This is a genomic window from Streptomyces roseicoloratus, assembly GCF_004117935.1.
Taxonomy (GTDB): Bacteria; Actinomycetota; Actinomycetes; order Streptomycetales; family Streptomycetaceae; genus Streptomyces; species Streptomyces roseicoloratus.
Genome location: NZ_SDOY01000095.1, coordinates 51,643 through 59,101 on the forward strand (window position 1 = coordinate 51,643; position 7,459 = coordinate 59,101).

Genomic DNA, 7,459 nt, shown 5'->3' on the forward strand with positions numbered 1-7,459 from the left:
GACCGGCCGACCGGCCGAGGGATCTTGACGGTGTGTGACCCCGATACACCAAGATCCCCGCCCTCGTCACCCGCGATCAGCGCTGCGTCTCCTCGCGGCGCCCCATGGCGGCCGCATCGGGTATGAGGAGCAGCTTGCCGGTGGTACGTCGAGCCTCCAGATCGCTGTGGGCCCGGGCGGCCTCGGACAAGGCGTAGCGGCCCGTCACGGTGACCTCAAGCGCCTTGGAGCGCACCCACGCGAACACATCGGCGGCCCGTCGGAGCAGTTCGGACCGATCGGCGATGAAGTCCCCGAGGCTGGGCCGGATCAGGGTCAGCGAACCGCCGCTGGCGAGCCGCATCGGATCGAACGGCGGCACGGCACCACTTGCCGCGCCGAAGAGCACGAGATGGCCGCGAGGACGCAGGCTGGCGAGGCTCGCGTCGAAGGTGTGCGCGCCGACGCCGTCGAAGACGACCGGCAGTCCCTGACCGCCGTTGAGCCGCCTCACCTCGGCGGCGAGATCGTCGACCGCGGAGGAAAGGATCACTTCGGCGGCCCCGGCACGCTTCGCCAGCTCGGCCTTCGCCGTGGTCGACGTCGTGCCGATCACCCTGCCGCCGAGATGGGCGATGAGCTGGGTCAGAAGCAGCCCCATGCCACCGGCGGCCGCGTGCACGAGCACCGTGTCGCCCTCCTGAACCGGGTAGGCGTCCTTGACGAGATAGTGCGCGGTCATGCCCTGGAGAAGCACGGCGGCGGCCGTCTCGAAGTCGATGTCGTCGGGCAGCGGCACCAGCCGGGAGGAGTCCACGACGGCGCGCTCGGCGTACGTGCCGGGAATCTCCACCCAACCGACCCGGTCCCCGACCGTGACGTCAGCGACACCGGGCCCCACTTCGACAACCGTGCCGGCGCCTTCAGCGCCCGGGGTGAACGGCAGCGGAAGGCTGTAGCGGCCTTCGCGGTGGTAGACGTCGAGGAAGTTGACCCCGGACACGGCGACCTCCACGACCGCCTCGCCCGGCCCCGGCCGCGGCTGGTCCACCTCGGCCTCCCGCAGCACCTCGGGACCGCCCACTTCGTACACCTGAATCGCTCGCATGACTCTCCAATGATCGGCTCGTCCCCCACCAACCCCGTCGACGGCCATCCGATTCCCGGCAGACAGACCGGCCCGCCGCCCCGCTGAGACCTGAGACGCTTGCTGCACCCAGGCCCGGGACAGCAGCCCGAGGCCGCCAAGGGTCGAGACATGCACCACCCGCCGCGGCATTCACTCGACTTCGCGCATCGAGTGCAGCTTCGATGGTCGACCCGAAGGAGTCTCCGTCGGACTTCACGGCGTCCTGTTCCTTCGCTCAGGCGCGGAACCCCTCGGCGGTCCGAGGTGGATGCAGCAGGTCTCCCCACCGCTCCTCGTCGACGGCGAAGCCCACGAACGCCGTCCAGTCCCCGGGCTCGATACCGCGCAGACGTCAGCCCGGAGAGGGTGCGGCCAACGAGCCGGGAAACGCGGTGTGCGAGGTGGACCGGGAATGCCCGCCGTCATCACCTGGAAGCTCCTTCGTCGGACTCGGCGTGGCCCCACCGGAACGATCAGCTCGACCTCACGTCACCATCCGCCGCCCGTGACCCCGAGCCGCAAAACGCTTCTTGCGGAACACGAGTAGATGCAGTCCCGATGGGGTCTTGATCGTCGACTGGTGTGCCATGCCGGCTGCGCTTGCGACCTCGCGGATCTGGGCCGCGGTCCGTTCCTTTCCGCCGAGGAACAGGAACATGCGCAGATCCATGGCGGTGATCGCTCGGGGGTCGGCGTCGTCCGCGAGTCGCTCCACGATGACGAAGGTGGAGTCCCTTCGGCCGGCATCGGCGCACCGGCGCAGAAGGGCGGATGCCCGTTCGTCGTTCCAGTTGTGGACGACGTTGACAAGCGTGTACACATCCGCGCCGGCCGGAAGGGGGTCGAAGAAGCTGCCGGTTACCGGGGTGTAACGATTGCCGAAGCCCGCGGCTGCGATACGGGCGGTGGCGGTGGCCACCGCGCCCGGGAGGTCCACGAGCACGGTGCGCAGGGTGGCGTGGGTGCGCATGAGGGCTTCGACGAGGACTCCTGTGCCACCACCCACGTCGACCACGCGCCTGACGCGCTCCCAGGGATACGCGGCCAGCAGGTCCGCGACGTAGCTCTCGGCGTGCGTGTGGCGCAGACCGTCGAAGGCCGGGCCCCTGCTGTGCAGGGCGAGGTCCTCGTAGAAGGGCCGCCCGTGCAGCCTGGGGTAGGAGGGCTCGCCGCTGCGCAATGCGCCGAGGAGGTCTCCGACAGCGGCGTCCATGCGCGCCCCGGCCCCTGAAGCGTCGAGCCATTCGCGTAGGCCCGAGGGGTGGCCCTCCAGGAGGGTGAGGGATAGAGGGGTGAGGGCGTACGTTCCCGGGCGGGGCTCGGCGAACACGCCACGGCACGCCAGGAACCGGAGCACGCGACCGAGCAGGTCCGGGTCGGTGCCCGTCCGCTCGGCCAGCGACAGGACGGTGTCGTGGCCTGCGGCTATGTGGTCGGCCATCCGCAGAGTGGCGGCAGCGCGGAGCGCGATGGGGGGCGAGTCCGCTCGCAGCCTCTGCGAACTCGAGCTCGGCGGTCACTTCTGCACTCCCGGGAAGTCGGCGTGGTCGTCGTCCCTGATCTGGCTGCCCAGCAGGAGCCGGTAGTGCTCGCTGGTGTGTACCAGTTCGTGGTGGCTGCCTGCGGCGACCACCTCTCCCTCGTCGACGACAAGGATGTGGTCGGCATCGCGCACGGTCGAGAGGCGGTGGGCAACGATCAACACGGTGACGCAGTCCCCGTGGATGCGGCGCAGTCCGGCCATCGCCGTCCTTTCGTTCTCCGCATCGAGGCTGGAGGTCGGCTCGTCGAGAAGCAGGAGGGCGGGCCGGGTCAGCAGAGCCCGTGCGATCGCCAGGCGTTGGCGCTCGCCGCCGGACAGCTGAGACCCGTGCTCACCCACCTGGGTGTCGACGCCGTCGGGCAGGGTCTCGACCCATTCGTGAAGGTTGACCTGGCGGAGCACCCTGTCCATGCCGGCCGCGTCCGAGGGCCGGCCCATACACAGGTTCTCCCGGATCGTTCCGTGGAGTACCGGGGCACTCTGCTCGACAAGTGACACGAGCTGACGACATTGGGCGCGGGTCAAAGTGGCTGCGTCGTGGCCGAGATAGGTGATGGTGCCACTCTCCGGCTCGTAGAACCGGCAGATCAAGGAGAGGATCGTCGACTTGCCGGATCCGGAGGCACCGACCAACGCCGTCCTCGACCCGCGGGCGAGCTCGAAGCTGACTCCGTTCAGCGCGGGACGGTCGTCATAGGAGAAGCGGACGTCGGCGAACGCGAGCGCTGGTGCGCCTGGGACGGCTGCCGCGATCGCGCTCGATGTGATTTCGTCGGATTCGGTGGGCAGGTCCAGGGCCTCCTGTACGCGCTGAAGTGCTCCCATGGCCCGCTTGAGCGTGGTGAGACCTTCCAGCAGGTTGCCGAGGGGCATCACCAGGTAGGTGGCGTAGAGCAGTACAGCGACCAGGTCGCCTAGTTGGAGATCCCCGGAGGCCACGCGCATGCCGCCCACCACGAGGACGAGGAGGAAGGAGCCAGAAGCGGCGAGCTGGATCGCGGGCTGGGCGGTGGCGGCGAGCCGTGCGCCTCTGATCCCTGCGGCGAAGGCCGCCTCGGCCGATGCCAGGAGCCGGTCCGTGTCCACTTGCTCCGCCCGGTGGATCCGGATGGTCCTGATCGCCGACAGGCTCCTTTCGAGATCCGCGGTCAGCACCCCCACCGCGGTTCGGGACTGCTCCGCCGCTTGTCGGATGCGGTCCAGGACGACCGCCACCCCCAGCGCGGCGACGGCGAAGACGCCCAGCACGACGAGGAACAGGACAGGGTCGATGGCGGCCATGAGCACGGTCGCGCCCGCGACGGTGAGGGCTCCCACGGCGATCTCCACGAGACTGCGCGTGATGCTGTCGCGCAGTGCCTGGGTGTCGCCCGTGGCGCGGGATATCAGGTCTCCGGTGCGATGGGTGTGGAGTACGGGCAGATGCAGGCGGATCAGTCGCTGAACCAGCAGCCGCCGTATCCCGAGGACGACGCTCTCGCCGCTGCGCTCGAGGAGATAGCGGCCGGCGGTGTCGACCAGCGTCTGCGCCACGAAGAGGGCGGCGAGGGTCAGCACAAGACCGGCGATGGGCTCGGACGTGCGGACGCGGTCGATGATCCGGCCGGCGAGCACCGGCTGCGCGAGACCGAGCACGGAGGCGGCGATCACCAGAGTGACCGCGCCGGCGACAAGACCTCGGTGCGGCCGGAGCAGGTGAAGGAGTGCCGCGATCCCCACGGGCTTGGCCTTGTCCCGGCTAGGAGACATCAGCAACCCCCACGTGCATGAGCACCCCGTAGGCCGTCGGCGTCCCCGGCTCGGCGACGACCCTTCCATCCGCTTCGAGCCAGGCATGGGCCGCGAAGGGCGGCGTCCGGCGGACACCGACGTTCCACTCCGGCCACCTGCCCTCAGCCCGGCACAGGAGCGCCACCGCGATCGAGCGGGGGAGGCATCCCTGCCACCCGGCACAGCGGGGGCTGGCCGCGACTACGGCACGGTAATGACGCTCCACCGTCTCGTACTTCGCCTGCCGGGCTCCGCCCGCCGCCCGCCGCATGAAGGAGCGGATACGGTGCGGGGCCATGAGCGCCAGGAGCAACCCGGCCAGGACGGCGCTCCTTACCTTCGCCCGTCGCCATAAACCGCCCGGCTCTCGGGCGGGCATGGTCATTCCGGCGCTCACGGCCGGACCAGCTCCGCCTCACGCAGCTGGGCGATGAGCGCTGCGACATCGTAGGCCGCCTGCTCTTCGCCGATGTCGTACTCGGCCACGAGCTTCCTCGCGACGTGCGCCGCGTCGTGCTGCTCGATCAGGCCCGTCACTACTTCCGTGCCCGTGGGGTTCAGCTGGAAGTAGGCGCCGGTGCGCTCGTCGAGCAGGACCGATCCGTATTCGGTGGGCACCATCGAGATGTGGTCATGCAGCGTGAAACCCATGACTGTCTCCTGTCTGTGCTATGCGTGTTCCAGGCTACGGAGCCACAGCTCACAGGCCACGGTGGTGAGCAGCGCCCCGTCGTCCAGTTCGACGGAGTCCGGGCGTGCGCACAGGCATGCCAGGCGCTGCCCGTCGACCAGGCCGAGTTCCGCAAGCCGTGAGTCGGACCAGAGCTGGCTGAGATGCGGCGCGTAGGTGCGCAGCCCCACTGCCAGGTCCATACTTCCTACCCCTTTGGTCGTCCTTGTGAGCAGCTCGGGGGGCACGATGCCGTGCATGGCAGCGGCGAGCAGCGGCTTGTAGGCGAAAGGCCGGGCCCGGTCCTCGATACGCACTGCGAGTGCGGCCTCCATCACCCGGTCGTCGAAGAAGGGCGTGGAGAGGGGCAGTCCGGCAAGGGCGGTGATGTCCGTCAGAGCTCGCGCGAGGCGGGCTCCGTCGCGAATCCCGTCGAGCTCGAGATGGCGTCCCGGGGTGGAGGCCAGCGGTGCCGCCGTCTGCGCGGCCTGCCGGACTTCCTCGTGAATCGTCTCCACGGCAGAGGGTGTGAGCCAGGGCGGCATGGTCGCTCCGAGTCCCCAGGTGAGGATGGGGAACCGCGGGTCAGCCCCGGTACCCGAGGTCGCCGACGTCGCCAACCAGCGCCGGTAGGAGCCAGGGCTGAGCAGTTGTCTGGCCATGTCTCTCCACGACCAGCCGAACATGCCCCGATAGGCATTCATGTGGCGTAGGGCCAGCAAGGGTCGGCTGCGTAGGAGGTCTGCGGTCAGAGTCGGCAAGCCTACGAACAAGTGGTCACCGCCGTGGCCGGTGAGGTGGAGGTCTGCGCCCTCCCGGCGCGGAATCTCCGTCATTGCCAGGACTCGTGCCCGGCTGGCGACGGCGATGGACGGCTCGTCCAACGGCTCGGTCGCCCGGTCCAGCTGCGCGTAGACCAGCGGCAGCTGCTGAGCCGGGACCACGCGGTGGTCGGCTCGGCGGGCGTGGCTCACGGCGCGTGCGGCCCAGGCCGCATCCTCGTCCAAGGGGTCGCGGCCGGCGGCCGTCACGGCCACGACCGGTTGTTCCCGCTCGGCGAGGAAGAACAAAGCCGTGGAGTCAAATCCGCCCGACAGTTCGCTGCTGATTCTCGTCCGCCCCCGCGCATGCTGTCGGACCGAAAGGCTCAAGGCTTCCCGTACCCGATCTGCGCCGGCGGCCAGCGTTATGCTCGGTGCTGGCGGGCGCCACCAACGCTCGACCCGCCTGTCCCGCCCATCGCCCAGGACGAGACAGTGCCCCGGTGGCACTGTTTCGATGCCGCGCCACAGGCCACGCTCAGGTAAGGGATGGGGCACGGGCTCCATCAGCCGGAGCGCCAGCGAGGACCGATCAAGCGGCGCCCCCGTCAACCGCGCGAGCGTGCGGGCCCGGTCGCTGGCCCAGATGTGACCGAGGTGTTCTGTGTAGGACACCTGCCGGAGCCCCGACGCGGTGCCCTGCACACGGGATCTCCCCGCAATGCGGGCGATAACGTGGAACACCCCAGGCAGCGAGGTGATGAATCCGTCCAGGTCCGCAACACTCGCGCACGCTGAAAGAGCAAGTGCCATCTGGTCCCGGGGCACATCGCCCGGCCCAATGAGCGCGAGCATGTTCCCGTCTGCGTGGACTACGGACAGAGTAGCGAAGGGCAGGTCTGCCAGGATCCAGGGCCGCCCGGAAGGGTGGGGCACGACGTGCCTCGGTTCGAAGGGAAGGCACCCGACAGCCGCCGTGGCCGCATCGTGGTCAGGTGCCACCACAAAACTGTCCATGGGATGCCGGGTACCTTCCTACTTCGTCGAGCCGCGGTTACGGGATCAGCCGACCAACCAGCTGGTCGGCGAGGAGCCGGCCGAACCCGGCCGTAGCGGCCGCGAATGCGCCACGCTCGATCAGAGCAGGGGCCTCGTAGAACTTCTTCATCCCATTCACCTCCTCCCGTGCTGTGATGACTCCACTCTGACCCCCTTGCGAGTCCTCGGCCATTGGCCTCAGAGCCAGTCTTTGCGTGTATGCGAACGCAGTCAGGCACACCTTCAGGCGTGACTGGAGCTCCAACTTCGCGAGGATGCTGCCGGTGTGGGCGCGTACGGTCCGCTCCGTCACCACCAGTTCGTCGGCGATCTCGGCGTTGCTGGCCCCGTCGGCCAGTAACCGGAACACCTGGAGCTCCCTGCTGCTGAGCCGGCTGACGCGGTGCAGAGCCGGCACCCACTCGGGCATCGCTGATCTCGGTCGCATGACGACGTGCCTCCCCCTGTGCCTGAGGACGGAAAGAACCACTGAGCTCTTTCCAACCTGTCGGCCAGGAGGGGCGGTTGGGCTGACAGACGGGTGAAGCCCCTGGTAGATGGGTTTTCGA

7 protein-coding genes are annotated in these 7,459 nt (G+C 69.1%); all 7 read right to left on the reverse strand.

Translation table 11 applies throughout. The features are described 5' to 3' along the window. Window positions 1-76: 76 nt before the first annotated feature. Window positions 77-1,135, reverse strand: a complete 1,059-nt coding sequence (locus tag ESG85_RS10265) for a quinone oxidoreductase family protein (RefSeq protein ID WP_425471200.1) — start codon at window positions 1,133-1,135, stop codon at window positions 77-79. A gap of 457 nt (window positions 1,136-1,592) precedes the next feature. Beyond that, window positions 1,593-2,600: a methyltransferase gene (locus ESG85_RS10270; protein WP_425471202.1), complete on the reverse strand. Its 1,008-nt coding sequence runs from the start codon at window positions 2,598-2,600 to the stop codon at window positions 1,593-1,595. 24 nt (window positions 2,601-2,624) lie between these two features. Beyond that, entirely contained in the window at window positions 2,625-4,301 is a 1,677-nt protein-coding gene (locus ESG85_RS10275) for an ABC transporter ATP-binding protein (RefSeq protein WP_164986214.1), read from the reverse strand. An 88-nt stretch (window positions 4,302-4,389) separates the two neighbouring features. Then, on the reverse strand, window positions 4,390-4,806 hold the full coding sequence (locus ESG85_RS10280; protein ID WP_128977766.1) for a lasso peptide biosynthesis B2 protein: 417 nt from the start codon (window positions 4,804-4,806) through the stop codon (window positions 4,390-4,392). Window positions 4,807-4,814: 8 nt separating this feature from the next. Continuing rightward, on the reverse strand, window positions 4,815-5,072 hold the full coding sequence (locus ESG85_RS10285) for a lasso peptide biosynthesis PqqD family chaperone (RefSeq protein ID WP_128977760.1): 258 nt from the start codon (window positions 5,070-5,072) through the stop codon (window positions 4,815-4,817). A gap of 18 nt (window positions 5,073-5,090) precedes the next feature. Further along, complete coding sequence (locus ESG85_RS10290) at window positions 5,091-6,707, reverse strand: asparagine synthase-related protein (protein ID WP_164986215.1); 1,617 nt, start codon at window positions 6,705-6,707, stop codon at window positions 5,091-5,093. A 199-nt stretch (window positions 6,708-6,906) separates the two neighbouring features. Continuing rightward, window positions 6,907-7,459 (reverse strand): response regulator transcription factor (locus tag ESG85_RS10295; protein WP_219825176.1); only part of this gene is annotated, 553 nt, incomplete at its 5' end.